Origin of the sequence: Sorangium sp. So ce693 (genome assembly GCF_051521375.1) — a bacterium.
In the GTDB taxonomy this organism is placed as follows: Bacteria; Myxococcota_A; Polyangia; order Polyangiales; family Polyangiaceae; genus Sorangium; species Sorangium atrum.
The window spans coordinates 1,342,858-1,368,928 of record NZ_CP150347.1 but is presented as its reverse complement, the minus strand read 5'-3'; the positions used below and the strand labels follow the sequence as shown (position 1 = coordinate 1,368,928).

At 71.1% G+C, this 26,071-nt stretch carries 18 protein-coding genes; 7 read left to right on the top strand and 11 right to left on the bottom strand.

Annotated features, from left to right (window positions below; all coding sequences use genetic code 11):
- Positions 1-67: 67 nt before the first annotated feature.
- From WMF14_RS05095 to WMF14_RS05075, 5 genes are all read left to right on the top strand, one after another.
- Entirely contained in the window at positions 68-1,282 is a 1,215-nt protein-coding gene (locus WMF14_RS05095; protein WP_437799071.1) for a DUF2169 family type VI secretion system accessory protein, read from the top strand.
- 217 nt (positions 1,283-1,499) lie between these two features.
- Positions 1,500-2,540: a glycoside hydrolase family 16 protein gene (locus WMF14_RS05090; protein ID WP_437799070.1), complete on the top strand. Its 1,041-nt coding sequence runs from the start codon at positions 1,500-1,502 to the stop codon at positions 2,538-2,540.
- Between the two features lie 440 nt (positions 2,541-2,980).
- Positions 2,981-3,823, top strand: a complete 843-nt coding sequence (locus tag WMF14_RS05085) for a helix-turn-helix domain-containing protein (RefSeq protein WP_437799069.1) — start codon at positions 2,981-2,983, stop codon at positions 3,821-3,823.
- Positions 3,824-3,868: 45 nt separating this feature from the next.
- A complete protein-coding gene (locus tag WMF14_RS05080) occupies positions 3,869-5,056 on the top strand; it encodes a methylated-DNA--[protein]-cysteine S-methyltransferase (RefSeq protein WP_437799068.1) in 1,188 nt (395 codons plus the stop codon).
- Between the two features lie 367 nt (positions 5,057-5,423).
- Positions 5,424-6,146 (top strand): glutathione peroxidase, encoded by a 723-nt coding sequence (locus tag WMF14_RS05075; RefSeq protein WP_437799067.1) that lies wholly within the window; start codon positions 5,424-5,426, stop codon positions 6,144-6,146.
- Positions 6,147-6,188: 42 nt separating this feature from the next.
- Here WMF14_RS05075 and WMF14_RS05070 read toward each other — a convergent pair whose 3' ends face one another.
- From WMF14_RS05070 to WMF14_RS05040, 7 genes are all read right to left on the bottom strand, one after another.
- A complete protein-coding gene (locus WMF14_RS05070; RefSeq protein ID WP_437799066.1) occupies positions 6,189-7,715 on the bottom strand; it encodes a hypothetical protein in 1,527 nt (508 codons plus the stop codon).
- Positions 7,716-7,828: 113 nt separating this feature from the next.
- The gene (locus tag WMF14_RS05065) at positions 7,829-9,625 is read right to left on the bottom strand and encodes an AMP-dependent synthetase/ligase (protein WP_437799065.1); all 1,797 of its coding nucleotides are present in this window, start codon (positions 9,623-9,625) and stop codon (positions 7,829-7,831) included.
- A 548-nt stretch (positions 9,626-10,173) separates the two neighbouring features.
- Positions 10,174-12,030, bottom strand: a complete 1,857-nt coding sequence (locus tag WMF14_RS05060; RefSeq protein WP_437799064.1) for a hypothetical protein — start codon at positions 12,028-12,030, stop codon at positions 10,174-10,176.
- Between the two features lie 154 nt (positions 12,031-12,184).
- A complete protein-coding gene (locus WMF14_RS05055; RefSeq protein WP_437799063.1) occupies positions 12,185-13,474 on the bottom strand; it encodes a glycoside hydrolase family 5 protein in 1,290 nt (429 codons plus the stop codon).
- A gap of 230 nt (positions 13,475-13,704) precedes the next feature.
- Positions 13,705-14,061 (bottom strand): hypothetical protein, encoded by a 357-nt coding sequence (locus WMF14_RS05050; protein WP_272100218.1) that lies wholly within the window; start codon positions 14,059-14,061, stop codon positions 13,705-13,707.
- A gap of 79 nt (positions 14,062-14,140) precedes the next feature.
- Positions 14,141-14,527: an NFACT RNA binding domain-containing protein gene (locus WMF14_RS05045; RefSeq protein WP_272100216.1), complete on the bottom strand. Its 387-nt coding sequence runs from the start codon at positions 14,525-14,527 to the stop codon at positions 14,141-14,143.
- A gap of 14 nt (positions 14,528-14,541) precedes the next feature.
- Positions 14,542-15,537 (bottom strand): lysophospholipase, encoded by a 996-nt coding sequence (locus WMF14_RS05040; RefSeq protein ID WP_437799062.1) that lies wholly within the window; start codon positions 15,535-15,537, stop codon positions 14,542-14,544.
- 93 nt (positions 15,538-15,630) lie between these two features.
- On the opposite strand from WMF14_RS05040, the gene lon reads away from it, so the two are divergent.
- Complete coding sequence (lon, locus tag WMF14_RS05035) at positions 15,631-18,066, top strand: endopeptidase La (RefSeq protein WP_437799061.1); 2,436 nt, start codon at positions 15,631-15,633, stop codon at positions 18,064-18,066.
- A 6-nt stretch (positions 18,067-18,072) separates the two neighbouring features.
- On the opposite strand, the gene WMF14_RS05030 is transcribed toward lon, so the two are convergent.
- The 3 genes from WMF14_RS05030 to WMF14_RS05020 form a co-directional block, all read right to left on the bottom strand.
- Positions 18,073-18,996, bottom strand: a complete 924-nt coding sequence (locus WMF14_RS05030) for an N-acetylmuramoyl-L-alanine amidase family protein (RefSeq protein WP_272100210.1) — start codon at positions 18,994-18,996, stop codon at positions 18,073-18,075.
- A gap of 164 nt (positions 18,997-19,160) precedes the next feature.
- Complete coding sequence (locus WMF14_RS05025; RefSeq protein ID WP_437799059.1) at positions 19,161-20,411, bottom strand: DNRLRE domain-containing protein; 1,251 nt, start codon at positions 20,409-20,411, stop codon at positions 19,161-19,163.
- Between the two features lie 667 nt (positions 20,412-21,078).
- Complete coding sequence (locus WMF14_RS05020; protein ID WP_437799058.1) at positions 21,079-22,302, bottom strand: MFS transporter; 1,224 nt, start codon at positions 22,300-22,302, stop codon at positions 21,079-21,081.
- Between the two features lie 143 nt (positions 22,303-22,445).
- On the opposite strand from WMF14_RS05020, the gene WMF14_RS05015 reads away from it, so the two are divergent.
- Positions 22,446-23,318 carry an MBL fold metallo-hydrolase gene (locus WMF14_RS05015; RefSeq protein WP_437799057.1) on the top strand — a complete coding sequence of 291 codons (873 nt, stop codon included), beginning with the start codon at positions 22,446-22,448 and terminating at the stop codon, positions 23,316-23,318.
- Positions 23,319-23,498: 180 nt separating this feature from the next.
- On the opposite strand, the gene WMF14_RS05010 is transcribed toward WMF14_RS05015, so the two are convergent.
- Positions 23,499-25,967 (bottom strand): ATP-dependent helicase, encoded by a 2,469-nt coding sequence (locus WMF14_RS05010; protein ID WP_437799056.1) that lies wholly within the window; start codon positions 25,965-25,967, stop codon positions 23,499-23,501.
- Positions 25,968-26,071 lie beyond the last annotated feature (104 nt).

Sequence of the window (26,071 nt, the reverse complement as noted above, 5' to 3'; positions counted from 1 at the left end):
GACGACGCTCCGGTGTCGTTGCGGGGCGGGCTTGACCCTCGTGAAGCCCCGGTGCTCTCATGGAACGGTGACATCGGATGCCTCGCCCACTCCCAGCGCGCCCGCGGCGCCTTCCGGAACGGCAGCAGCGGGGGTCCTGTGGCGCGCGCGCGGGCGGCTCCACCTCACGGTGATCGCCAAGGCGACCTTCGCCTTCGTCGACGGCGCGCCGATGGTCCCGGTCGAGCCGCAGCCGATCATCGACGCCGACATCCACCATCACAACAACCCGGGCCGCAGCGTCCGGTTGACGAGCGACCTCGCGCCCTACCTCGCGCGCATCGACGTGTTCTTCACGGGCCACGCGCACGCGCCGCCGGGCCCGCCTGCGGCGCCCTTCTCCGTGCGCCTCGCGCTCTTCGCCGGCGAGCGCCCGATCCTCGACAAGGCGCTCTCGATCGAGCCCGGCGGCGCGGAGAAGGCGGTCCCGCTCGCCTACGAGCGCGCGTTCGGGGGGATCGGCATGGCCGACAACCCGTTCGGCACCGATCGCCCCGCCGTGCTGGATCCCTCGCGGCGCGACCACCCGGCGGGCTTCGCGCCGATCGGGAGCGTGTGGCCGTCGCGCAGGCGGCTGCTCGGGCGTACGCCCCACAAGGCGCTCGAGGGGCCCCTCCTCGAGATCCCCGACGATTTCGACTGGAGCTATTTCCAGGCGGCCCCTCCCGATCAGCGCGTCGAAGCCCTGGTCGGCGACGAGTGGCTCGTGCTCGCGGGGCTCCACCCGACGCTCCCGGCGCTGCGGACGCGGCTCCCCGGGGCGCGCGCCCTCGCGCGCGTGCATGGCCTCTCGGCGTTCGGCGTCACGGAGGGGCAGCCGCTCGATCTGGTGCTGGACACGCTGCACATCGACGGCGACAGGCAGTCGTGCTCGCTGGTCTGGCGACGCAGCTTCCCGCTCGCGGAGGAAGCAGCGCTCGCGGCGGTGCGCGTCGTCGTCGGCGTCGAGGTGCCGGGCGCACCGCCCGCGTGGCAGGCTCCCGCCGAGATCGCGATGGCCGCCCCGAGCGCCGTCGCGGCGGCCGATCCGACCGAGGTGACGCTCAACCGGTCCGATCAAGACGTCGAGGCGCGCGATCGGCGCGGCGCCGCCCGGCGCCCCGAGGCGACCGTCGCGCAGACGAAGCGAGCCCCCGTCGGGTCGGCGGCCCCGCTCCCGCTCCACCCGGCTGCGGAGCCGTCGCCCGCGGCGGCGCCCGGCCCGCAGACGCCACGCCCACCGAAGGGGCATTCCATCTCGTAGACCCAATTCGCTCTCCTTCGAGGAACAGGAAGATGTGGTATCTGGCCCCTCACCAGACGTCTCACTGCGTGCGGCCAGGCGCTCGATCTGGAATGGATCAGTCTTGATGAAAACGCATCGCGAATCTCAGGGCGTCGTTGCTTCGAAGGACGGGGCGCTTCGCGGCGTGCGCTGCATCCGCCGTGCGGGCATGATGCTTCTCGCGGCGCAAGTGTTGGTGGCTTGCTCGAATGACACCGCCGCCAACGACAGCGGTGCCGGAAGCGCCGGGGGCAACGGCGGTGACGGTGGCAGCGGCGACGCCGGGGGCAACGGCGGTCATGGCGGCAGCGACGGGAACAGCGGCGCCGGCGCCGGCGGTGACGGCGCCGGCGGTGGCGGCGCCGGCGGTGACGGCGCCGGCGGTGACGGAGGTGGCGGTGACGGAGGCGGCGGTGGCCACGTCACCGTGTCGGCCGAGCTCTTCGACGACTTCACCTACACCGGCATCACCGACGACGATCTCACGAGCTGGTGGTGGGTCCGCGCGGAAGACGGAGCGCCCGGGGTCGACGGCGCCCGATGGCTGCCGTCGAATGTGTCGTTCATCGATGATCCCGATCTCGCCTCGAACAGACTGCTACGGCTCGAGGCGACCACACGCGGCTCCGGCGAGAGCACCTCGCACGCAGAGCTTCAATCGAACGACGACAAGTTCCGCCTGGGGACGTACTCCGCTCGGGTAAAATTCAGCAACACGCCTCTGACCGGGACCCGGCACCTCGCCGACAAGCCGGTCGAGACGTTCTTCGCGATCAGCCCGTGGATCAACGACCCCGAGACCGATCCCGGCTATTCGGAGCAGGATTTCGAGTACATGCCCAACGGCGGGTGGGGTCAGGAAGACACCAGCACGCTGTGGCTGACCTCGTGGGAGACGGCCACGCTGGAGAACACGCAGTCGAACCCTGCGGCCGGGGACCAGTCCGGCTGGAAGAGGCTCCTCATCCAGATCACCGAGTCCGACATCCGCTACTACATCGAAGGCACGCTGCTCTGCACGCACGGTGCGACGTACGTCCCCGAGACGAACCAGCACCTCGACTTCAATCTGTGGTTCGACGAGCTCGCCGCTGGGCAGACCGAGCCACGGACGTACGCCGAGGACGTCGACTGGGTCTATTTCGCCAAGGATGCCATCCTGTCGCAGACCGAGGTGGACGCGCAGGTGGCCCGCTTCCGCGCGTCGTCGATCGCCCGCGAGGACACCCTGCCTTAGAATACCGATCGCGTTTTCAAGCGAGAAACGAACCGCCAAGTCGCCAAAAGACGCCATAAGAAGTACAAATACCTTGGCGTCTCATGGCGTCTTGGCGTTCAAATTCTGCGCTTTTCAGGCAGTTCCAACCCGTTTGTCGCTCTAGCGCCTGCGTCGCCCGGGTTCGGCCGTGGTTGCGCGTGGGGCATCGCCGAACGCCCCGCGGAGGCCAGGCCTTGGAGTGAAGGAGGCCCCCTCGACGGAGCGCGTCGGCCCGGAGCGGCGGGCCGAACCGGACGACGCGGGTGCAATCGGCTCACGGCGGCTGCGGCTCGCAGGCAAGACGCCCAAGGAGCCAACGCCATGAACGCACACCTGGCACGGCCGCCGCGCGGCGGCGGCGTAGGGCGAGCGCTGGGCGCGTTGCTCGGCCTCGCCACCGCAGATACATTCGGTGACCCATGGAGGTCACGACGCTGATGCGGGGCGAGGCCATCTCGGTGGTCGACTACCGGTGCAGCTCTGGACCTGAGGACGCGCCGTTCGCCGAGCTCCACCGGGGCTTCTCCGTCTCCTACGTGCGCAAGGGCAGCTTCAGCTACCGCGTCCGGGGGGAGGCGTTCGAGCTCGTGGCCGGGTCGCTCCTGGTCGGCCACCCCGGCGACGAGTACACGTGCTCGCACGAGCACGTCGTCGGCGACGAGTGCCTGTCGCTCCAGCTCGCGCCGGCGCTCGTCGAGGCGCTCGGCGACGGCGGCGGCGCGTTCCGGGCCGGCGGCCTGCCGCCGCTGCCCGAGCTGATGGTGCTCGGCGAGCTCGCGCAGGCGGCCGCCGAGGGCAGGAGCGACATCGGCGTCGACGAGGTGGGGGTGCTCCTCGCCGCCCGCTTCGTCGAGGTCGCCTCCGGCCGGCAGCGAAGGCCGCGGGACATCGGGGCGCGCGACCGCCGCCGCGCCGTCGAGGCGGCGCTCTGGCTGGACGAGCACGCGCACGAGCCGATCGACCTCGAGGGCGCGGCGCGGGAGGTGGGGCTCAGCCCGTTCCACTTCCTGCGGGTCTTCGGGAAGGTCCTTGGCGTGACCCCGCACCAGTACCTGGTCCGCGCCCGCCTGCGCCGCGCCGCGCGCCTCCTCGCCGACGAGGCCCGGTCGATCACCGACATCGCGCTCGACGTCGGGTTCGGCGACCTCTCCAACTTCGTCCGCACCTTCCACCGCGCGGCCGGCGTCTCGCCCCGCGGCTTCCGGAAGGCGGCGAGGGGGGATCGCAAGATCTTCCAAGATCGCCTCGCCGCGCGCTCCTAGGATGGCCGCCGGACGCGGGCGCCCTGCCTGCCCGCGAGCATCTCCATGACAGCAACGGCACACGGATTCCTCCTGTTCGACACGGCGATCGGCCGCTGCGGCATCGCGTGGGGCGAGCGCGGCGTCGCCGCCTTGCAGCTCCCCGAGGCGCGCGAGCCCGAGACGCGATCGCGCCTGCTCCAGCGCCTCCCGGGCGCCCGGGCGGCGGCGCCGCCGCCCGAGGTGCAGCGCGCGGTCGACGCGATCGTCGCGCTCCTGCGCGGCGAGGCGAGCGACCTGTCCGCCGTCGCGCTCGACATGGATCGGGTGCCGCCGTTCCACCGCCGCGTCTACGAGGTCGCGCGCACCATCCCGCCGGGCGCGACGCTGACCTACGGCGAGGTCGCGGCGCGCCTCGGGGCGAGCGGCTCGGCGCGCGCCGTGGGGCAGGCGCTCGGGCGGAACCCGTTCGCCATCATCGTGCCGTGCCACCGCGTGCTCGCCGCCGGCGGCAAGGCCGGCGGCTTCTCCGCGAACGGCGGCGTCACGACGAAGCTCCGCCTCCTCGCGATCGAGAGCGGCCAGGCGCGCGGCGCTCCGGAGGCCGCGCCCGGCGGCGACTTCGGCTTCGATCCGGGCGCCGCCGTCGATCACCTGCGCGCGTCCGACGCGGCGCTCGCGCGCGTCATCGACGCGGTCGGGCCGTTCGCCATGCGGATCGACAGGACGTCGAGCCTCTTCCTCGCGCTCGCGGAGTCGATCGTCTACCAGCAGCTCACCGGGAAGGCCGCCGCGACCATCTTCGCGCGCGTGCGCGCGCTCTTCCCGCGAGCGCACGAGGGCCCCACGCCGGCGCAGCTCCTGCGCGCCTCCGACGAGGAGCTCCGCGGCGCCGGCCTCTCGCAGGCGAAGCTCCTCGCGCTGCGCGACCTCGCGCGGAAGACGGAGGACGGCGAGCTCCCCACGCTCGCGGAGGTCCACGGCATGGAGGACGAGGCGATCATCGAGCGCCTCACGCGGGTGCGCGGCATCGGCCGGTGGACGGTGGAGATGCTCCTCATGTTCCGCCTCGGCCGCCCGGACGTGCTGCCCGTGGACGACTACGGCATCCGCAAGGGTTTCGGGATCGCGTTCAAGCGACCCGAGCCGCCGGCGCGCGCGGACCTCGAGAAGCGCGGCGCGCGGTGGAAGCCGTACCGCACGGTGGCAAGCTGGTACCTCTGGCGCGCGGTGGATCTGGCGCGGAGCGGCTGAGGCCTCGCCCCCCCACAGCGGCGCTCGGGCTGCCCAGCGGGGCGCCTCCTCCGGCGCGGCCGCCGCCGCCCAGGCGGGCTGCCTTCGCGGCGCTGCCCTCGGTCGGGCTCGCCATTGCGGCGCTGCCCTCGGTCGGGCTCGCCATTGCGGCGCGCCCTCGGTCGAGCTCGCCATTGCGGCGCGGCCCTCGGTCGAGCTCGCCATTGCGGCGCGGCCCTCGGTCGGGCTCGCCATCACGCTGGCCGGCGTCGAGGCTCGGGGCTAAGTTCTCGCCGGCCCGAGAGCGCCGCGTGGAGCGCCGCACGACGCTGGACAAGGTTGCCGTCGCCGATGGCGACGAGAAGAGCACGCAAGGAGCACGACAGTCATGCTGAAGAACCTCGAAGGGCAGCGCGTTCCGGATGTCACGTTTCGCACCCGTGTCGACGGTCAATGGAAGGACGTGGCCACCAAGGACGTGTTCGCTGGCAAGAAGGTGGTGGTGTTCGCGCTGCCGGGCGCCTTCACGCCGACCTGCTCGAGCAGCCATGTGCCGCGCTACAACGAGCTCGCGGACGAGTTCAAGCGGCGCGGGGTGGACACGATCGCGTGCGTGTCCGTGAACGACGCGTTCGTGATGGATGAGTGGTGCAAGGCGCAGGAGGCGGACAAGGTCCTGTTCCTGCCCGACGGGAACGGGGAGTTCTCCGAGAAGATGGGCATGCTCGTCGACAAGGCGAACCTCGGCTTCGGCAAGCGCTCGTGGCGCTACTCGATGCTGGTCGACGACGGCGTGATCAAGAAGATGTTCATCGAGCCCGAGGTCGCGGGCGATCCATTCGATGTGTCGGACGCCGACACGATGCTGAAGTACCTGGCTCCGTCGTCGAAGGCGCCGCACGACGTGCTGCTGTTCACGAAGCCGGGGTGTGGCTACTGTACCAAGGCGAAGCAGCTCCTCGACGCGCGGAAGATCCCTTATGACGAGGTGGCGGCCTCGCCGCGCCGCCTGCGCGCGGTGAGCGGCAAGGGCACGACCCCGCAGGTCTTCGTCGACGGCAAGTACGTCGGCGGCGCCGACGAGCTCGAAGCCTACCTCGCGAAGGCCTGATTCACGAAGGCGGCCTGGGCGTCCCCCGTCGCCGGGGGGCGACTACGCGCCGCCCTCCGGGTCCGACGGCTCGGCGCGGAAATGGGTCACCGCCGGCGCCGAGGCCGGGGACGCCGCCGCCGAGGCCGGGGACGCCGCCGCCGCCGAGGCCGGGGACACCGCCGGCGCCTCCGCAGGGACGACAGCCGGCCTGCGGCGCGAAGCGGTCGTGCACCTGTCGCTCGCCATCGCGAACTCCCCGATGCTGTTCCAGAGCTTCTCGAACTGGCTCTGATCGAAGCCGGAGCGGGACTGGAGCAGGTCGTACCCGCCGTAGGTCGGATCGGCCCCGTCGCCGTCCTCCGGATCGATGAACCGATAATGGCCCATGACATCCGCGTGGTCGGCGTCGACAAGGATGCTATGCGCCGCGTCCGGGTAGACCATCGATACGGAGTTGACGATCCCGTCGTTCATCTCGGGCGTGAGCTGCTCGCTCCGGCTCGGGTCATCGAGCCAGGGGACGGCGCAGGAGGGCCCGAGGGCCTCGACCACCTTCGGACGCCCCATCACGTCGGCCGTGATGCCGTAAAGGAGGCTGAAGACGCCCAGGAACGACCCGCCGGGATCGCGCTTCGCCCTGGTGACGATCGACCGGAGCGCGATGCCCTTCTGCCTGTAGTAGTCGCTCAGGTCCTCCTCGACCTCGGCCCCGAGCAGCCCGGCTTTCCCTGTCTTCTTCGCGCTCTCGGCGCAGACGGCGAGCTCGCGCCGCCAGGCGGCGACGCTGCTCACGGCCAGGCGACGTCGGGAGTGGCCCCCGGCGCGCCGCGGCGTGCCTGAGGACGACAGCGGATCGAGATCGTCGAAGGCATCGGTGTCCTCCGCGACGTTAAGCAACCAGCAGAGCACGTTGAAGTACTCGCTGCGCGCCTCGGCCATGGAGAGGCCGTCGCGCTTCGCGGCGTGGAAGCGATCGATCGTGTCGAGCGCGGCGCGGGCGATGCCATCCGACTGGCCGAGCGTCCGCAGGGCGCTCCTTGCGAGGCGGGCCGTGACGCTCGAGTACCTTTGGCCAGCCAGGCTGAGCAGACCGTGGGCGACTCCGGCCGTGGACATGACGCCAGGCCTCCACCGGCGGAAGACGTGGGCGAGGTTCGTCCCGCGGTGCGGCGTCGAGAGGAACTGGATCGAGCAGATGCTCTCGAGGAGGGTCTGCGCCGGGACGCCGTAGACCGACCGGTCCTGCTCGGTCGCGGCCAGGAGCAAGAGCATGAGCGTCTTGATGTCCCTACCGCCCGTCGAGTGGCCGACGAGATGGAGGCAGTCCCGCTGGTCGGTGCCCACGCCCCCGTAGAACACCCCCTTTCTGAAGCGATCCGCGAGCCAGTGAAGGAGCCCATGCGCGCGCGTGTCCACGCTCGCCGTGGGCAGGTTCGCAAAGCAATGCACCGAGAGCGGGGCCCGATACGCCCCGGCAGCGGCCTTCCGGAGCACCTCCGTGACGCCGTAGTAATAGGAGACCGAGCCCAGGATATCGAAGCCCGCAAAGCCGGGCACGAGGACGAGGTGGCTTCTTGACTGACTCATGCCTTTTCCCTCCCACTTGACGAGCTGCGCTCACCCGCTCCGGATACGAGCACAGCCAGACGATCTCGTATCGAGCAGGCGCCCCCCAGCGCTCCGGGCTCCGCGGCCCCCGCTCACTCGGCGGGATACATCTCGTCGATGGTCCCACGGAAGCGCTGCTCGATCACGTTGCGCTTCATCTTGAGCGTCGGCGTCATCTCGCCGTCCTGCACCGAGAACTCGCGGCCGAGGACCGTGAACCGCTTGATCTGCTCGAAGCTGGCGAGCTCCGCGTTCAGGGCGTCGACGTGCGCCTTCACCTGGCCGACGACCTCGGGGCTCGTGATCGCGGCGTCGCCGCCCAGGGCGCCCCGCTCCTTCAGCTCGGCGAGCTTGCCCTCGGTCAGCGTGATCAGCGCCGAGATGTACTTGCGGCCGTCGCCCACCATGCACACCTGGCTGATGATCTCCGCCGCCTTGAGCCTCTCCTCGATCGGTAGCGGCGCGATCATCTTGCCGCCCGAGGTCTTGAGGATCTCCTTCTTGCGGCCCCGGATCTTGAGCTGCCCGCGCTCGTTCCACTCGCCGAGATCGCCTGTGTGCAGCCAGCCGTCCTCGAGCGTGGCCTCCGTCGCCGCCTTGTCCTTGTAATAGCCGACGAACACGTGCCGGCCGCGCGTCAGGATCTCGCCGTCCTCGGCCAGCTTGAACTCGACGCCCGGCACGGGCTTGCCCACGGTGCCCGCGCCCTCGATGCCCGGCTCGGTCATGCAGATGACGCCTGTCGACTCGGTCTGGCCGAAGTCCTCGAGGATCTCGAGGCCCAGCGCGCGGAACCACGTCGAGATGTGCGGCGCGAGCGCCGCCGCGCCCGAGGCGAGCACCTCGGCCTTGCCCAGGCCGAGCGCCGCGCGCACCTTGCCCAGCACGAGCTTGTCGGCGAGCGCGAGCTGCAACGCGTCGAGCGCGCTCGGCGCGCGCTGCGCGTACTTCGCCTGGGCCACGCGGGCGCCCACGGCGAGCGCCCACTCGGCCAGCTTCTTCTTGGCGCCCTTGCCGCCGCGCACCTTCGCCATCACGCCTTCCATCATCTTCTCCCAGAGCCGCGGCACGCAGAGCAGCAGCGTGGGCTGCACCTCGGGGAGCTCGCTCGAGACGTTCTCGAACTTCGAGCAGAAGTTGACGGTGTAGCGCTGGGTAAGGCCGGCCCCGACGCACTGCAGCTTCTCGGCGATGTGACAGAGCGGGAGGAACGAGAACATCGTGCCCCGCGCGAACGGCAGGTTCCAGTACTTCACGGCCATGTCGGCCGTGTAAGCCAGGTTGTCGTGCGACAGCATGGCCCCCTTGGGGTTGCCCGTCGTACCCGAGGTGTAGATAAGGAACGCGCCGGCCCTGGGGTCGATCTTCGCGAGGTAGTCGGCGAACGTCTTCGCGCCCGGCTGCCCCGCGAGCGCGCGGCCCTCGGCCAGGGCCTGTTCGTACGAGATCGCCTTGGGAGAGATCGATGTGTCGCCATCGAAGACGAGGATCCACTTCACGCTGTCAGGGGCGGAATACTCGCCCTTCTCCCCGGAGATCTTCTGAAAGTACTCCTTGTTTTGCACCGAGAGCAGCGTCGCCTCGGTGTGGTTCAGGATGTACTGGATGTCTTTCGCGGTGGAGTTCGGGTAGAGGCCCGCCGACTTGCCCCCGACGAGCAACGCCGCCAGGTCGACGTGGACCCACTGCGGGCAGTTGTACGAGAGGATCGCGCCGACCTGGCTCGCGTCGAAGCCCTTGGACTCGAGGAACAGCGCGATGTGGTGGACCCGGTCACGGTACTCGCGCGCGGTCAGCGTCTTCCACTCGCCTTGAGATTTGAAGCGCTGGGCCGGCGCGTCAGGAGATTCGTTAGCCCACTGTTCCAGACGGTGGAGGACGGTGCTCATGGCATCTCCTGCGGCTCAAAGCCTCGGGGGGGTCGCGGGATGGCCAGGATGCGGGAGCCGCCGGGGCATTGTCAATCAGCGTCGAGGAGCCCCTCGGAGCGCCGGCGACGAGCCGCCGGTCGTCCTGTTCCGTGCGCCTCGCCCTCGCCTGCCGGCGCCGCCTCGAGCGCGGCGGCGAAGTGCTCCGCGGCACGATCGAAGGCGAGGGCCTCGCGCCGAGGAAGGCCAGCGCGAGGGCGCGTCCCTCCTCGGGGATGAGGGAGCCGACGGCGAGGGGGCGCACGTCGCCCGCGTCCGCGTCGCTCGGGGCTGCCGGGAGCAGCCGCGTGACGAGCTCGCTCCGGTCGGCGTGTGTCCGGCGCCCGACCCGAACAGACGAGGCGCCGCGCGGGGCCGACGAGGGCGGCTCGTACCCTGCTCGTGGTGCAGGGGAGCGCCTCTTCGGTGCTCCGCCTGCCGCGGAGCGGCGTGGTGCTCCTCGGCCTACCGCGCGGGTGGGCGGGGTGCAACGAGGCCCGCCCTCCTCGAGGAGGCAAACGGCCCGCCGATCACTTCGAAATGACCTTCGTGCACGTCGCGCCGAAGTCGATGTAGCCGACCGGGCAGCTCCCCCAGCACACGGGGCCCGCGCCGCTGTAGCCGGAGGCGCAGGCCGGATAGCAGAGACCCGCGTCGTATTGCTGGCCCGCGCCGCAGCTCGTCGGCACGGAGCCGGCGCCGCGCCCGTAAGAGCTCTTGGCGAAGATGTGCGCGTCGCGCCGGCACGTGCAGCCGTCGTTGGTATACCCCGTCGGGCACGTGGAGCAGCCCTTGGCGAAGGTCAGGCCGCACGCGTCATACCAGGGGCACGCGGAGTTGTTGGCGTTGATGATCTGCGCGTCGCGCCGGCACGTGAGGCCGTCGTCCGAGTACCCGGACGGGCAGCTCTGCCAGCACACCGGGCCGACCCCGTAGTAGCCCGACGCGCAGGCCGGATAGCAGAGACCCGCGTCGTATTGCTGGCCCGCGCCGCAGAGCGTCGGCGCCGTGCCGACGCCGCGCCCGTAGCTCGGTTTTGCCACCGTGGAGGAGCACGTCGCGCCGTCATCGCTGAAGCCGGGCGGGCAGGCCGGCACCGCGGCGGGGGCCGGGACGGCGGGGTTCTGCACGTGGAGGCGCGCCTGGAACTCGTAAAGGCTGTGGATCGCACCTGGGTTCGCCTCCAGCACCTGGATCATCGCGCCGTCGCCCACGACATCGGAGAGATCGAGCAGCGCGTTGGCGATGCGCTTCTCGTTCCAGTCCCGGTACTGGGTCGACGGGCACGCGGCCCCGCCGCCGCAGAGGCGTCCGCGCGCGCCGACGCGGGCTTGCTCCCAGTAGTTCGCGAAGCCCTCGTTGAAGGCGTACCCCGGGTTGGCGATCTCGGAGCCGTCGTGAGAGCGTCCATAGACATAGGCCACGTCGTCACCATTCCAGTGGTTCAGATCGCCGTCGGCGACGTGCCGCACGCTGTGCCCGAACTCGTGGGTGATGACCCTCCGGCGCCCCGCGGCCGTGCTCCCCCAGGTGCTCGTGAGGAAGTCCGTGCGAATGTTGATGTAATCGTAGAACGTGAAGGGCGTGCCCACGTAGACCCCGCTCCAGCGCAGCATGCGCAGCGCGTGCGCGGGCGGCTGGGCCCCGCGGGCAGCGTGGAAGTCGCGCAGGGTATCGACGCCGAGCCGCCAGAGCTCGCAGTCGACGCCGCTCAGCGTGACCACATCCACGTCGAGATCGCCGCTCGAGCGCGGGCTGCCGGCGACGTCGACCCCCTGGCCGCGCGGGGCGTGCAGGTCGTCCATGATCGTGAGCGGCGTCGTCACGCCGCTCGAGCTCACGACGCCGTCGAACGTCACGTCGAGGTGCACGCTCGCGCTCGCGGTCGACGAGATGGGGATCCTGAAATCGCCGTTCGCGTCCGTCACGCCGCTCCCGAGGCCGGGAATGCTGAGCGGCGCGAACGCGAGCGCGCTCGTGACGGTCCCCGCGCCGTCCGGCGCGGCGCACTGCAGGCGCCCGATGACGGCCGCGGACGGCGGCACGCAGTGGAGGCTCGTCACCTCTGCGGCGCAGAGCGAGTCCCACTGGGTGTTGCAACAGAACGGGTCCGCCGCGCAAACGCAGCTCTGGACGGCCGCGTCGTTACAGCCGGCGAACGGGTGCGGGTTCACGCAGTCGTTCACCTTGAGCTCGCTGTCGGCCTCGGCCGTCGATTCGGCCGCGGCCTGCAGCTCACCTGGATCGCCGGAGGGCCCTGCGCCCTCCTCATCGCCCGACGGCTCGGCGCCTTCGGGGACGGCGCACGCGGCGAAGGCCCCCGCGGCGAAGAACAGCACGGTGGACGCAGAAAATCTCGCCATCCCGACGTTGCGTGTCGATGACATGCCCCTCTCCTTGATGTGGCCTGGACCGATCCATCTCGTCCAGCCACCCCAGGTACGCGGGCAACGCTCGGTGGTTTCGCGCCACCGTCCAGCTTCGCGGTGGCCGAACCAAGCGACGGCCGGCGGCGCGCCCTCCGCGCCGCCGGAGCGCCGACTACCGGTTGACGGCGCTCACGACAGCTTGCCACTCCGTCGAGAACGAGCCGTCCGTGCGCTTGATGTCCGTCCCCGTGTCCCACAGCACGGGGACGACGCCGCGCGACTTCGCCGCCTCCACCACCGACCGCATCCACAGCGTCCGCGACGCGGGCTCACGGGGGTAATTCGTGCCCAGCGTGACGCCGAACTCGCCGAGGATGATCGGGATGCTCCGCTGCGCGCTGAACGCGCCGAGCGTGTCGAACTTGCTCTTCAGCTCCGCCTTCTCGGGCTCCGAGCCCCACGTCGTCTTGGGAGAGCCCCAGCTCTCCACCGTGTCGAGGCCGCAGAAGGTGTAGGGCGTGTAGTAGTGGATCGAGAGGAAGAGGCTCTTCGTGCCGGCCGGATCGGTCGGCACCTTGAAATCGCTCACACAGGTCCTGTCGACGTCCGTCACGAAGCCGGCGATGAGCAGGGCGCGGCTCGCGTTGTAGCCGCCCTGCTCGCGCACGGTGGTGACGAAGAGCTGGTTCATCTCGTTCAGGGCGGCGTAGTCCGGCGTCCCGCCGTCGTGAACGCCGTTGACCCAGTAGTTCCCCTCCTCGTTCATGCCCTCGAGGATCAGCTTGTGGCCGACGTCGCTGAAGGCCGTGGCGATCTGGGTCCAGTAGGACGCGAACCTGGTCTTGACGGCGTCGGTGAGCTTGTATTTATCGGCGTTGTCCTCGTTGTAGATCCAGCCCCCGTCCCAGTGGATATTCACGATCGAGTACATTCCGGCGGCCTCGATCCAGCCCACCACCTCCTTGACTCGGGCCATCTTGGTGGCGTCGATCGTGCCGTTGGCTGCGTAGGTGTCCCAGGCCACGGGCACGCGCACCGTCTTGATGCCGTGGCTGGCCATGCCGTCGATGAACGTCTTCGTGATCAGCGGCTGGCCCCAGCCCGTCTCCCAGGCGGTGGTGTTCTCCAGCGTGTTGCCGATGTTGGTCCCGATACCCATGTCGGGGACCATGGCCGCGGCATCCGCCGGCGTCGCCGCTCCGCCGGCCCCGCCGGAGCCCCCGGTTCCCCCCGTGCCGGCGCCGCCCGCGCCGGCATCGCCCGTACCGGCGCCGCCCGCGCCGGCGTCGCCCGTACCGGCGCCGCTCGTCGTGGCGTCGCCCGTGGCCGTGCTTCCGCTGCTGCCGCCGGTGGCTGCTCCAGAGGCCGCGCCTGCGCCCGACGAGGCATCGGGATCCGTCGAGCTGCAAGCGACCAGCAAGCCGAGAATCGAGAAGGAAGCGAGTCGATACGCGTGAGTCATGGGTCCTCTGCGGGTGATGGGAAGGGAGCTCGTCTCCCTCAGGTTGCGCTGCGCCCCTGCCGGCCGTCACAAATCGCACGGACGCTCCCGGACCGCGATCCGCGCCGGATCCTGGGAGCCCGAGCTCCTCCTTCGCGGCCAAGGGGCGGCTCGCCACCAGGGGGCGGCTCGCCGTCACCCTGCCGCCGCTCGCGGGCGGTGCGCCGCCTCGGCCCTCGGGCTCGGATGACTCAGCCGCTGGCCCAGGCGTTGATCCGCTCTGCCCAGCCGGCAGCATCGTCGATGGTGAGGACGAGCCGCCGATACCACTCCCCCTCGAGCTCGATGGTCAGCGGGTGCTCCTTCCGGCTCCGCACCCAGTACCAGAACTCCTTGCCGCGCGCGGTGAAGTACGTCCCCGCCTTGATCACCCCCGGCAGGGCCGTCCCGGGCGCGCGGATCTCCTTCCATGTGGAGGGCGGCAGCGCCGCCTCCGCCCGCGCCACGTGCTCGCGGGGAACCACGATGGGCCGGAGCCTCACGGCCCACAGCCGCTCGGCGCCTTCCAGGGTGAGCGTCAATCGATCCCCTTCGATACGAAGCTGCACGGCCACAGTCTAGCTGTTCGCGAGCGCCTGGCGAACAGGGACCGCTGCACGACGCGCGCCGGCGCTCGCCGACGCTCGCTTACCCCGGATCGCGCCCGGGGATCTCCGGCCGCACGCGCACGCTCTTCCACCGCGCGAGCTGCACGAGCCCCGCGGGCGCGCCCCGCGGCTTGCTCACGTCGGCCGCGCGGCAGACGTGGACCTCCACCTTGGCGGCGCTCCTCGCCTTCGAGTACCACGCCGCCGCCGCCGCCGCGCGCTCGACCACCTCGCGCGGGACCTCCACGCGCTCGGGGTTGCGCACGATCACGTGGCTGCCCGGCGTACCGCCGGCCACGTGCAGCCAGAGATCGTGCGGCTCGGCGATCTCGAAGGTCAGCGCGTCGTTGTCGTCGTCGCCGCGGCCGACGAGCACCTCGAAGCCATCGATCGTGAGCGTGCGGTACGGCCGCCCCTTGCTGCCCATGCCGGCCCCCGCCGTCAGCCGGGCGCGGCGCCGGCGCGCGGCCCGGCGCCCGATTGCGCGGGCCTCTCCGGAGCTCTCGCCTCGCTCGCCACCTCGGCGGCGAGCCACGCGAGCAGGTCCCGCACGACCTCCTCGCGGTTGATCTCGTTCAGCATCTCGTGGCGCCCGCCGGGGTAGAACCGCTGCGCCACCCTGCGGAGGCCGGCGGCGCGGTACGCCTCGATCATCTGGGTGACGCCCTTGAGCAGCCCGCCGACCGGATCGCGAGAGCCGGAGAAGACATAGAGGGGCAGGTCCTTCGGGATGCGCGACAGCCGCTCGGGGCGCGCCAGCGCCGCCATCCCGTCGAGCAGGTCGACCCAGAGCGAGGTCGTCGCGGGGAAGCCGCAGCGGGGATCGGCCATGTACACGTCGACCTCGGCGCGATCGCGAGAGAGCCAGTCGAAGGGCGTGCGCGTCGGCGCGAACACCTTGTTGAAGCTGTCGAAGCTCATCGTCTGGAGGAGCTGGCTCTTGCCGCGCTCGCCCAGCCGCCTCCGCTCCGCGCGGGCCACGAGCCGGCCCGCGTCCACGAGCGCGTTCGCCTTGCCCGCGGCGCCGGAGAGCACCGCGCCGTCGATCGAGCCGCCGTGCTCGATCAGGATCTCCTGCGCGAGGGCGGCGCCCATGCTGTGGCCGAAGAGGACGACCGGCAGGCCGGGGTGCTCGCCGCGCGCGCGCGCGAGGAGCTGCGCGAGATCGCGGACGACCCGCTGGAAGCCGCCCTGGCTCGCGAAGAAGCCGAGCTCGTCGCTCCCGCGCGCCGTCGCGCCGTGGCCGCGGTGGTCGTTCGCGTAGACGGCCCACCCGGCGGCGCAGAGCGCCTGCGCGAGGCGCGCATAGCGGCCCGCGTGCTCCGACATGCCATGCGCGACGTGGACGACGCCGCGCGCCCCCGCGTCCGGGAGCCAGCGGTACACGAAGAGCTCTCGGCCGTCGTCCGCCTGAAACGTGAAGGTGTCCGCGGGCATCGCGAGCCGACCCTACCACCGCTCCGCGCTCGGCTGACCACGATTCTCGATGCTTCCGCGCCGAAAGGAGTTTTCGGTACGGTCCTCCATGGCATGACGTTCGCACAAAGGCCGGTCATGCCCGAGCGCCGATCGTTGCCCGTGCTCTCGTTGCGCGACACCGTCCTCTTCCCTGGGATAGCGACGCCCATCACGGTCGGACGGCTGAAGACGCTCCGCGCGGTGGAGGCCGCCCTCCGGGTCGAGGGAGAAGACAAGCGCATCTTCGCGGTCGCCCAGCGCGACGCCGCCGAGGAGCCCACCGCGGGCGGCCTCTTCTCGATCGGCGTGATCGCCCGCATCACCCAGGTGCAGCGGTTCGGGTCGGGCCTTCAGCTCGTGCTCTATTGCGAGCGGCGAGCGGCCGCGCCCCGCTACACCGAGGTCGACGGCGTGATCCGAGCCCCCGTCATCGAGCTCGCCGATCTACCCCTCCGTCCAGAGGAGGACGGCGCCCTCGAGGCGCTCTCCCGCGAGGTGCGCGAGCGCGCCGTCGAGTACGGCCGGCACCGCGGCGCGCCGGAGGACGTGCTCAAGCAGTTCGTCGGCAGCATGTACGGCCCGGCCGAGCTCGTGAACCACATCGCTTTCTACCTGGACCTCCCGACCCCCGAGAAGCAGGCGCTGCTCGAGATCCTCTCGACGGAAGAGCGGATGCGCAGCCTCGCGCTGCACCTCTACCGGCAGATCGGCATCGTCGAGACCCAGGAGAAGATCAGGACGACCGTCGAGGAGGAGCTCGGCGAGCGGCAGCGGGAGATCTACCTGCGCGAGCAGCTGCGCGCGATCCAGAAGGAGCTCGGCGAGGAAGACGACGAGAACGCAGCGGCACGTCTGGAGCACAAGCTGCAGCGGGCCAACCTGCCGCCGGAGATCCTGCAGGAGGCCCGGCGCGATCTCGCGCGGCTGCGGCGCATGGGGCGGGAGACGTCGCCCGAGGCGCAGGTCCTCATGACGTGGCTCGAGTGGGTGGCGGATCTGCCCTGGAACCAGCGGACCGACGACCACGTCGACCTCGATGGGGCGCGGGCGATCCTCGACGAGGATCACTACGGCCTGGGCGACGTGAAGGACCGGGTCCTCGAGTTCCTGGCCGTCCGGAAGCTGCGCCTGGAGCAGGCGAGGAGCGAAGGCGAGCGGAGCCGCGCGATCTCCCGCGGGCCGATCCTGCTCTTCCTCGGTCCGCCCGGGACCGGCAAGACGTCCATCGCGGAGTCGATCGCGCGGGCGCTCGGGCGCAAGTACGTCCGCGTCTCGCTGGGCGGGGCGCGCGACGAGGCGGACATCCGCGGCCACCGGCGCACGTACGTGGGCGCGATGCCCGGCCGCATCCTCCAGGGCATCAAGCGGGTGGGCTCGAAGAACCCTGTGATCGTCCTCGACGAGGTCGACAAGCTCGGCGCCTCCTACCAGGGCGATCCCGGCGCGGCGCTGCTCGAGGTGCTGGATCCGGCGCAGAACGACGGCTTCGTCGACCACTACCTCGGCCTGCCGTTCGACCTGTCCGAGGTGCTGTTCATCTGCACGGCGAACTTCCGGGAGACGATCCCCCCTCCCCTGTTCGACCGGATGGAGCCCGCGCTGTTCGCCGGATACACGGAGCAGGAGAAGCACGAGATCGCCCGGAAGTACCTGCTCCCCCGGCAACGGAAGGAGTGCGGGCTGCGCGAGGAGCAGCTGCGCGTGACGGGCACGGCGCTCGGCGGGATCATCAGCGGATACACGCGCGAGGCGGGCGTACGCCAGCTGGAACGGACGCTCGGCGCGCTGGCGCGGAAGGCCGCGCGCAGGATCGCAGGCGGCGAGATCGAGCGGGCTGTGGTGGGCGCCGATGAAGACGTGAAGGAATTGCTCGGCCGAGCGAAGATGCGCCTTGAGCGGAGGCTGCAATACGATCAGCCGGGGGTCGCGACCGGCATGTATTACACGCAGATGGGTGGCGACATCATGCACGTCGAGGCGAGCGTGATGCCCGGCAAGGGCGATTTCGTCCTCACGGGGCAGCTGGGCGACGTCATGAAGGAGAGCGGCCGCGCGGCGCTGAGCTATGCGCGCGCGCACGCGGCGGAGCTCGGCGTGCCGTCCGATCGGCTGCAGCGGCGGGACGTTCACATCCACGTTCCGGCGGGGGCGGTGCCGAAGGACGGGCCGAGCGCGGGCGTGACGATGGCGGTGGCGCTGGTGAGCGCCCTGTCGGGCAGGCCGGTCAGGAGCGACATCGCGATGACGGGGGAGATCACGCTTCGCGGGACGGTGCTGCCGATCGGGGGGATCAAGGAGAAGGTGCTGGGGGCGCACCGCGCGGGGATCTTCGAGATCCTGCTGCCGGCGGACAACGAGGCGGATCTCGACGATCTGCCGGCCGAGGTGAGGAGCTCGCTCGAGTTCTACCTGGTGAACACGCTCGACGAGGCGCTCGCGCTCTGCCTGCGGCTCCGCTCGATCCGCCTGGAGGCGCCCGAGGAGATGCCGCACGCGCGGGCATCCTGACGCGCCTCAGGTGGGCGGCGGGGAGGCCGGCGCGCCGGCGCCGCCGAGCGCGCTGGCCGGCGCACCCGCAGCGCCGAGCGCATCGGCCAGCGCGGCGGCCGCAGCGGCGGCGAAGGCGTCGAGCGTGGCGGGCTCCGTCCAGCGGGTCGCCTCGCGGGCGTCGAGCGCGTGGTGGGTCTCGACGAGGATGGAGGGCATGGAGGGGCGGCGCAGCACGAAGATGCGCTGTCCCGGGGGGCGCCGGTCGAGGAAGACGCCGGGCTGGGCGGTGTCCGGCTCGTACAGGCCGCTGTACGCGGCGCCGTCGTAGGGCAACAGGCCTGCTTCTTCCATGCGCCTCGCGAAGCCGCGCGCGAGCGCGAGCCGGAGGGCGCAGAGGGCAGGCTCGCCTTCGTCGGACCACAGGACGGCGAACCCCGGCGCGGCGAGGCTGAGCGGGCACTGGCGGCCCTGGCCGGGCGACCACGTCTCGGTCCTGCCGCGCACGTCCGAGTGCAGGCTGACGAAGGCGTCGGCGCCCCACCGGGCGGCGTCCTCGACGCGCTCCGCGTAGGGCAACGGCCGATCGCCGGTCCTGCCCACGCGCGCCTCGAAGCGCCCCGTGGCGACGAGCCGCTCGGCGAGGGCGCGCGCCGCGGCGAGGGTGAAGTCCTGCTCGTCGACGCAGAAGCAGGAGAGGTTGCCGGAGTTGCCAGGGGCGCCATGTCCGGCGTCGAGGTAGACGCGGCGGACCCCGAAATCCGGCGGAAAGACGGCGGAGGGGGCGACGACGCGGGCCCCTGGAAAGGGCCACCCGCTCGGCGCGATCGGGAGCTTGAGGGCGCGCCGCGCCGCGATCTCGCGCGGGGAGCCCGGGGCGAGCGCCCGTGAGAGGGCGGCTGCGCCGGCAGCGCCGGCGAGACCGAGGAGGAGCTTCCTGCGCGAGATCACCGCGGCTCCGCTTGCTATCAAAGGCGGAGCGCGGCGTCAGGTTCTCGGCAAACGAGCGTGGCCGAGGTGACGAAGGAGGCGCGACGTGGCGACATCCCGAGATCGCCCGGGACGCCCGAGGGCTCGTGCCCCGGCGTGCCCCTCCGCACCTCGGCCAGATCCCGCTACTGGGCCGGCGTGTAGCAGACCTCGAGCTTCGGCCGGGGGGCGACGTTCGTTTGCTCGCTCGATCGGATGTCGGTCCGACCGTTCACATCGTGGAGCGCGACGCCGTAGTTCGGGGAACCATCCACCCAGGACTGCACGAGGGCCGCCACGTTGGTGGTCACGACGGCGCTCGCCTGGGCGACGGTGGCGATCGAGGCCTCGACGGCCGCGTTGTACCCGGGGAAGTTGCCGGCGTGCACGGTCGACTCCTGCCAGGGGCCGTTCACGCGGTGCAGCTCGATGGTGCTCGCGCTCTCCTTCCACGTGTGAGACAGCGAGAGGGTCGCGGACTCGACGTCGGAGCCCGCCGGGATGAACGACAGATCGAAGGCCAGCACGCCCAGCTGCACGCCCTCGGGGAACGTGTTCATGACGACATACGGGTAATCGCCGTACGGCCACGAGACGCCGGGCTGGATATGCGCATCCTGCACGCTCCCGTAGGTGCCGCGCTGCACGACCACGCACAGGGGCTCGGCCGGCGGGGGGGGCTCGCAGGCGTCGCCGATGCCGTCGGCGTCTGCGTCGGCCTGGGAGGGGTTGGCCTGCGCCGGGCAGTTGTCGCATGAATCGAACACCCCGTCCTGGTCCGTATCGGCGGCGACCACGGTGACATTATCGAGGAGCGTCCCCTGGCCGTTCGAGATGCCCAGATCGTTGAACTGGAGGCGCGTCGTCGTGCCGGAGGCCACGAGGGTATAGGTGTAATTGACCCATGCGGAGCTGGCGGTCGTGAGCGTGGCCACCTGCTGGCCGCCCCAGACGACGCCGAGCACGTTCTGGCTCGCGTTGGTGCCGGGGCGCGCGGCGAAGGCGAACCGGAGCTGGTAGGTCGCTCCCGGCACGGTCGTGAGGTTCTGATAGATGCCGCTCGAGTCCGTGGCGTCCAGCTCGACGTGCTGGCTGCCGTGCGCGGGGCTCATGCCGTTCGAGTGGTCATGGATCTGGATCTGGCCATAGGCGGCCTGCCAGCCGGTGATCGAGCCGTTGTATATCGACGACGTGCCGGACGACACGTTCGGCGATTCGAAGCTGCCGTTCGTGACGATGTTGCCGGAGGGGAGCACCGAGCAGGAGAGGAGCGCCGCCGCGCCCTCGCCGATGGCGTCTTCGTTATCGTCGCGTGGCTCGGCTGTCGCCATGCAGCCGGAAATCATCGAGGCGAGCGCGAGCGCAGAGGCAGAGATCGACAGATAGGCGGTTCTCATGGGAGAGCTCCTCGTCGCGGCGACGGCATGGCGGCGCCGCGCAGTGCGGCGAGCTGCCGCACGCTGTGGACTTTTAAAATACTATTTACAAATCGGGCGATGCTGAGATGGTGCTCCATTTGCCCGAAGGCGGAGCGCTGAAGGCGTCATTCATCAACCAGCGCGTGCGGCACGACGGCACGGCCGTTACCAGGCGCTCGCCTCCCGGATCGTGGCCGACCTCGAGCTCCCTGGCCCCCAGGAGGACCTCACCCCCCTGGGGGAATGAGGGTCGTCTCCGGCCGGGCGATCGATGGACGAAGTCGGGCGAGCGCGGTCACGAGCGATTCTTGCAGCGGTCAGCCGTAGCGCTGTCTGGTTATATCATGAAGTGGGCGCGCGGATCATGGTCTTTCGCACCAGCCAGCGCCGCGACGAAGAATGCTGTCCTCCTGAGCTCGTGAGAAAAAGAGCCATCGTGGGCACCGTTGGCGCCGAGGGAAGAGGAGAGAGCAAAAATTCTCCATCTCTCCTCTTTCCCTCGGCGTTTCGGCGTCTTCGGCGTCTTCGGCGTCTTCGGCGTCTTCGGCGTCTTCGGCGCCCTACTTGCCTCTACGATTCAATTTCGCCACGTCACGGAACTGGGGCGAAATGGGGCACTGGGGCAAAATGGGACGGCGGAGCCCGCTCACCCCTCGCCCGCTCTCCGCTCGCGCAGCGGCAAGAGCAGCCCGAGAAAGACAACCGAGATCACGGTCCCCAGGGCGAACAGGCCTGCATAGCCGAGCCGCTGGGCGAGCGCGCCCGAGAGCCACACCGCGGGTGATTTGCCGAGCACCTCCACGCTGGCCAGCAGCGTGTAGTGCGTCGCGCCGACCGAACGCCGGACACGCGACATCATGAAAGCGAACACCGCGGTCGTGAGGGCGCCGCCGAAGAGGTGCTCGGCCACGGTGACCGCGACGACGGCATTCGCGGTGGGCGCCCCCGCCGCGGCGAGGGTCCACTCGCCCGCCATCGCGACGGTGCGCAGCGCCGAGGTCACCCCGACGGCGGCGAGCAGCGGGATCCGATGCGACAGGAGGCCTCCCGCGAGCGAGCCGGCGATCGACGCGACGAGGCCGTACGTGCCGACCCAGAGGCCGATCTGGTGCGGCAGGAAGCCGGCGTCGACGAGGAACGGCTTGAACATCATGTCGACCATCGCCTCGCCGAGCTTGTAGGTCCCGAGGAACGCGACGACCCAGAGCGCGCCGGGCGCCCGCAGGGCGGCGAGGACCGTCGCGAGCACCTCGCGGAGCGACCGGCGCGCGTGCGCCTCGACCTCGCTCGCGGGAGGCTCGCGCAGCGCGAGCGAGGCCAGCGCCGAGAGGAAGACGAGCACGGCCATCGCCCCGAACTGACCGCTCCAGCCGATCCAGGCGCTCGCCCAGACGAGCAGCCCGCCGGCGGCGAGCATGCCGACCTTGTAGCCGACCACCTGCGCGGCGTTCGCCAGGCCGAGCTCGCCGCGCCCGAGCAGGTCGATCGCGAGCCCGTCGACCGCGATGTCCTGGGTGGCCGCGAGCAGGTTCATCAGGAAGACCAGCGCGAGCAGGGCGCCGAGGTGGCGCGACGGCGGGACGAACGCGGCGGCCGCGCACGTGAGCGCGAGCAGCACCCCGAGCGGCAGGATCCACGAGCGGCGCCTGCCGATCCGCTCCCAGCCGTAGCGGTCGACGAGCGGCGCCCACAGCGCCTTTGCCGCCCACGGGATCGCGAGCGCTCCGGCGAAGCCCACGCCGGAGAGCGAGACGCCGCTCGCCCGCAGGAAGACGGGGAGCGCCGTCGCCTGGAAGCCGAACGGGATGCCCTGGGCGAAGTACAGCGCGGCGAGGGCGGCGATCGTGCCGGCGCGCGTTCGGTCTGCCACGACGGACAATCGTAACCGAGCGGACGAGCTTCGGTCGCCCGAAACACGGACACTTGCGTACGGTTCGATCTCGATCCGGTCTCGATCTCGATGAGCACGCCGCACCGACTCACCCCATCTGCCGGCCGGACGAGCCCGCGCCGGTGCCCGCACCGATGATCGCCGACACGTTCTCTCCGCGGTCGCTCGCGCCGGCGGGCGCGGTCCGGGTGCGATGGCTGGGCACGGCGGGGTTCGCCATCGAGCACGCCGGCGCGGTGGTGCTCATCGATCCGTATCTCACGCGCGCTTCGCTCCTCCATTGCGTGGTTGGCCAGCTTGTCCCCGACGTGGACGCCATCGCGCGCCACGCGCCACGCGCCGACGCCGTCATCGCGGGCCACACCCATTTCGATCACGCGCTCGACATCCCGGACATCGCTCTTCGCACCGGGGCCACGGTCTTCGGCTCGCGCTCCGCGGCGGCGCTCTGCCGCGCTTCCGGCGTCCCCGCGGCGCGCGTGCGCGACGTCGAGCGCGCGCCGGGCGGCGAGCCCGTGGTCGCCGAGGTCGGCCCGTTCCAGCTGCGCTTCTTCCCGAGCGCTCACTCCCGCCTGCTGCTCGGCCGGGTCCCCTTCCCCGGCGACATCTCCGATTGCGACCAGGTCCCGCTCCGGGCCGAGCGTTACCGGTGCGGCGCCGTCTTTGCGGTGGAGATCCGGGTCGCGGGCCGGCGCATCGTCCACCTGGGCAGCGCGGAGCTCGTCGAGGCGGGCCTCGATTGCAGGGAGCCCGACCTGCTCCTGCTCTGCGTGGCCGGCTGGACCGCCTCGCGCAATTTCCCCGAGCGCGTCGCGCGCGCCCTGTCGCCGCGCGCGGTGCTCTTCTCGCACTGGGACAATTTCTTTCTGCCCCTCGATCGCCCCGCCGTCGCGCTCCCAGCGATGCAGGGAGAGCGCCTGGCGGAGCGCCTCGGCCGGGCGTCACGCGACGTGAGATTGGGTGTGCTGCCGCTGCTGGGCGAGGTGTGGCTCTAGGTCGAGACTCGCTATTTCCTCGCCGTCCGCGGGGACTCTGTACCAGCGTGGATGGGAGCTGTCCGGACAACCGTTCATTCGGTGGTCGAGGCGATGTTCCGACGCTCACCCGACCTCCGCCACGTGCCTCGCGCAGCCGGAATCGTCCCTGGCGAACGCGCGACCAGCTACCCGCCCTTCTCACGGCCCGGCGCGCAGGAACGCCACCTTGATCCGCTTCTTCCCCCACCCGGAGAACTTCACCGTCGCGATCGGATCCGCCCCGGGATCCACGCTCTCGACCACGCCCGGCCCGAACCGCTCGTGGTACACCCGCATCCCGCGCCGCAGCGCGAGCCCCTCGCCGCCCTCGGCGCCCGGGTCGACGGCCTCCCGCTCGACATACCGCTCGCCCGGCGCCCGGTCGGGGACGTCCATGCCGCGCGCCATCGCCCCCCTCGCCGGCTCGCCCTCCCGCGAGAACCGCGCCCCTGCGAACCGCTCGTCACCCTGCGCCTGCGCCCCGGGCCTCCGCTCGCGGCCCTCCCACGAGCGCTCCGGGCCGCCGAAACGGAGCCCGGACGCGGCGTACCCGCCGCCCCCGCCGAACCCGCCCTCGACCCGGCGCTGCGCCATCATGCTGGCGGGCGTCGCGATCGGACGCACCGAGGCCGGCGGCAGATCCGCGAGGAAGCGGCTCGGCAAGCCGTAGCGCGTCTGGCCGAAGATCGCCCGCCGCGCCGCGTGCGTGATCCAGAGCCGCTCGCGCGCCCGCGTGATCGCGACGTAGGCCAGCCGGCGCTCCTCCTCGATGTCGCCCTTGCGGTTCGGATCCTGGCTCCGGAACGGGAACAGATCCTCCTCCATGCCCGTCAGGAACACCGCGTGGAACTCCAGCCCCTTCGCGGCGTGGATCGTCATCATCGCGACCTTGGGCACGTCCGCGAGCGCGTCGACGTCCGACACCAGGCTCACCCGCTCGAGGTAGCCCGCGAGCGTCGCCTCGTCGCCCGCGGCGGTCGCCTCCTGCTCGTAGTCGACGAGCGACTGCACGAGCTCGCGCAAGTTCTGGAGCCGCGCCTCCGACTCGACGCTGTCCTCCTGCTCGAGCGCCTTGGCGTAGCCCGACCGCGCGAGCACCTCCTCCGCCAGCGCGCTCGGCGACGCGCTCTTCGCCTCGGTCATGAGCCCGAGGATCAGATCGCGGAAGCCGAGCAGGCTGCGCTTCGCCGCCGGCGCGAGCGGCGGCAGCTGGCCCCCCGGCATCGCCGACGGCGGCACCCTCCCCTCCAGGAGCGGATCGATCGCCTCGAACAGCGACACGCCCAGCAGGTCCGCCGCCTGGATGAGCTTGTCGACCGTGCTCTGGCCGATCTTGCGGGCGGGCACGTTGATGATGCGGTTGAGATCCACGTCGCTCTTGGGGTTCGCGATGACGCGCAGGTACGAGAGCAGGTTCTTCACCTCCGCCCGCTCGAAGAAGCGCGTGCCCCCGATGATCTGGTACGGGATGCGCGCCTCGCGCAGCACCTCCTCCAGCACGCGCGACTGCGCGTGGATCCGGTAGAACACCGCGATCTCGTTCGGCGAGACGCCCTGCGCGATGAGCTCGCGGACGCCCTCGACCACCCACGCCGCCTCGTCGTGCTCGCTGTCCGCCGCCACCACGTCGATCGGCGTGCCGTCCTGGTTCGCCGTCCAGAGCTCCTTCGGCTCGCGATCCGACGCGTGCCGGATCACGCCGAGCGCGCCCCGCACGACGTGCCCGATCGAGCGGTAGTTCTGCTCGAGCTTCACCACCGTCGCGTGCGGAAAATCGCGCCGGAAGCCGCGGACGATCCGGACGTCGGCGCCGCGCCAGCGGTAGATGCTCTGGTCGTCGTCGCCGACGACGCAGAGGTTGTCGTGGCTCTTGCAGAACGCCCGGACGAGCCGGTACTGCACCTGGTTCACGTCCTGGAACTCGTCCACGAGCACGTGGCGGAAGCGCCCCCGGAGGTCCTCGCCGGCGAAGCTCGTCGGGTCCTCCGCGATGCGCAGCACGGAGAGCAGGAGGTCGTCGAAGTCCACCGCGCTCGCCGCCTTGAGGTGCCGCTCGTACGCCTCGAAGCACCGCGCGATCGCGTCGTCGAAGTAGCCCTTGCGCTCGAACTCGGCGGGCCCCCGCCCCTCCTGCTTCTCCGCGTGGATGCGCGAGAGCACCTGGCGGGGCGGATAGCGCCGATCGTCGAGGTTGAGCTCCTTGAGCACGCGGTTCATGACCGCCCGCTGATCGTCGTCGTCGTAAATGATGAAGTTCTTGTCGAGCCCGGCCGCCTCGTGGTGCCGGCGCAACAGGCGCGCGCACACCGCGTGGAACGTGCCCACCCAGAGGTCCTTCACGATGTCGGCCCCGATGAGCCCCTCCAGCCGGCGCTTCATCTCGGTCGCCGCCTTGTTCGTGAACGTCACCGCCAGGATCCGGTAGGGCGGGACACGGTGCGTGACGATGAGGTTCGCGATCCGGTACACGATGACCCGGGTCTTGCCGCTCCCCGCGCCCGCGAAGATGAGGAGCGGCCCCGCCGCGTGGCTGGCCGCGCGCGCCTGCGGCTCGTTCAGCTCCTCGTGAGGGAGGCCAGGCTCGGGCGGCGGAGAGCGGTCGGCGTCGTGTGCGGCGAAACGATCCACACGGGGTCGCTAGCACGACCTCCGCGCGAGCGGGAGCCCGCCGAGCCCCGGAGCCCCCTTCGGCGCTTCCCGTTTTTTCCGCGGCAAATCACGCCCGCTGGCCG

Coding starts and splice junctions, on each gene's coding strand:
- WMF14_RS05075 (WP_437799067.1), top strand. CDS start 5,424: ATGCTGAAGAACCTCGAAGGGCAGCGCGTTCCGGATGTCACGTTTCGC.
- WMF14_RS05070 (WP_437799066.1), bottom strand. CDS start 7,715: ATGAGTCAGTCAAGAAGCCACCTCGTCCTCGTGCCCGGCTTTGCGGGC.
- lon (WP_437799061.1), top strand. CDS start 15,631: ATGACGTTCGCACAAAGGCCGGTCATGCCCGAGCGCCGATCGTTGCCC.
- WMF14_RS05025 (WP_437799059.1), bottom strand. CDS start 20,411: ATGAGAACCGCCTATCTGTCGATCTCTGCCTCTGCGCTCGCGCTCGCC.
- WMF14_RS05055 (WP_437799063.1), bottom strand. CDS start 13,474: ATGACTCACGCGTATCGACTCGCTTCCTTCTCGATTCTCGGCTTGCTG.
- WMF14_RS05080 (WP_437799068.1), top strand. CDS start 3,869: ATGACAGCAACGGCACACGGATTCCTCCTGTTCGACACGGCGATCGGC.
- WMF14_RS05045 (WP_272100216.1), bottom strand. CDS start 14,527: ATGGGCAGCAAGGGGCGGCCGTACCGCACGCTCACGATCGATGGCTTC.
- WMF14_RS05060 (WP_437799064.1), bottom strand. CDS start 12,030: ATGTCATCGACACGCAACGTCGGGATGGCGAGATTTTCTGCGTCCACC.
- WMF14_RS05065 (WP_437799065.1), bottom strand. CDS start 9,625: ATGAGCACCGTCCTCCACCGTCTGGAACAGTGGGCTAACGAATCTCCT.
- WMF14_RS05040 (WP_437799062.1), bottom strand. CDS start 15,537: ATGCCCGCGGACACCTTCACGTTTCAGGCGGACGACGGCCGAGAGCTC.
- WMF14_RS05085 (WP_437799069.1), top strand. CDS start 2,981: ATGGAGGTCACGACGCTGATGCGGGGCGAGGCCATCTCGGTGGTCGAC.